The 1,498-nt window shown below is 66.1% G+C and carries 2 protein-coding genes and 1 pseudogene; all 3 read right to left on the reverse strand.

What is annotated here, in order from left to right; translation table 11 throughout:
* The coding region (locus tag AC1DU6_RS30935) for an FAD-binding protein (protein WP_477861941.1) at nucleotides 1–996 on the reverse strand (996 nt) is incomplete at its 3' end.
* Nucleotides 996–1,355, reverse strand: a complete 360-nt coding sequence (gene sdhD / locus AC1DU6_RS30940) for a succinate dehydrogenase, hydrophobic membrane anchor protein (RefSeq protein ID WP_056196389.1) — start codon at nucleotides 1,353–1,355, stop codon at nucleotides 996–998. The genes AC1DU6_RS30935 and sdhD, both read right to left, overlap by 1 nt.
* 19 nt (nucleotides 1,356–1,374) lie before the next feature.
* Nucleotides 1,375–1,498: pseudogene (locus AC1DU6_RS30945) on the reverse strand (succinate dehydrogenase, cytochrome b556 subunit); the annotation flags it as partial.

Consider the following 1,498-nt stretch of genomic DNA (forward strand, 5'->3'; position numbering starts at 1 on the left):
CTCCAGCACCGACGGCAGGCGCTTGGCAATCGTCTCGGCGCCCAGGTGGGTCATGTCCAGCAGCACATAGTCCTTGTTGGGACCGCAGCCGCGACCTTCCTTGATCTCCTGGTCCATCGAGCGCGACACGAAGTCGCGCGGCGCCAGGTCCTTCAGCGTCGGGGCGTAGCGCTCCATGAAGCGCTCGCCGTTGCTGTTGCGCAGGATCGCGCCTTCGCCGCGGCAGCCTTCGGTCAGCAGCACGCCCGCGCCGGCCACGCCGGTGGGGTGGAACTGCCAGAACTCCATGTCTTCCAGCGGGATGCCGGCACGCGCCGCCATGCCCAGGCCGTCACCGGTGTTGATGAAGGCGTTGGTGGAGGCCGCGAAGATGCGGCCGGCGCCGCCGGTGGCCAGCAGCACGGTCTTGGCGTGCAGGATCTGGACCTCGCCCGTCTCCATCTCCAGCGCGGTCACGCCGACGGCATYGCCCTCGGCGTCGCGGATGATGTCCAGCGCCATCCACTCGACGAAGAACTGCGTGCGCGCCTTGACGTTCTGCTGATAGAGCGTGTGCAGCAGCGCGTGGCCGGTGCGGTCGGCCGCGGCGCAGGCGCGCTGCACGGGCTTCTCGCCGTAGTTGGCGGTGTGGCCGCCGAACGGGCGCTGGTAGATGGTGCCGTCGGCATTGCGGTCGAAGGGCATGCCGAAGTGCTCAAGCTCGTAGACGACCTTGGGCGCCTCGCGGCACATGAACTCGATGGCGTCCTGGTCGCCCAGCCAGTCCGAACCCTTGACGGTGTCGAAGAAGTGGTAGTGCCAGTTGTCCTCGGACATGTTGCCCAGGGACGCGCCGATGCCGCCTTGCGCGGCGACGGTGTGCGAGCGGGTCGGGAAGACCTTGGACAGCACGGCCACGTTCAGGCCGGCCAATGCCAGTTGCAGCGAGGCGCGCATGCCGGAGCCACCGGCCCCGACGATCACCACATCAAACTTACGGGTCGCAAGCTGCGCCATCAGAGTCTCCACAGAACCTGGATCGCCCAACCAGCGCAACCCACAAGCCAAACGAGCGTGAACACCTGCAGTGCCAGGCGCACGCCGACAGGCTTCACGTAATCCATCCAGATGTCACGCATGCCGACCCAGGCGTGATAGGCCAGGGACAGGATGGTCACGAAGGTGATGACCTTCATCCACTGCTGGGAAAAGATCGCCGCCCAGCGGTCATAGCCGAGGGCGCCGGGCATCAGCACCTGCACCAGCAGCACGACGGTAAACAGGGCCATCAGCACGGCGGTGACGCGTTGCGCGAGCCAGTCACGCAGGCCGTAATGCGCACCGACGACGATGCGCTTGGAGCCGAAAGTACTCATTGTTGTTGTCCTCGAGGGCTCAGTACAGACCGAACAGCTTGGCGCCCAGCAGCAACGTCAGCAGCGTGCTGAGGACCAGTGTGACCATTGCCGAGTTGTGGCCCTGGGCCTTGCTGACGCTGTGTGTCGCGTCCATCCACAGG

This window comes from Roseateles sp. P5_B10 (genome assembly GCF_056400485.1).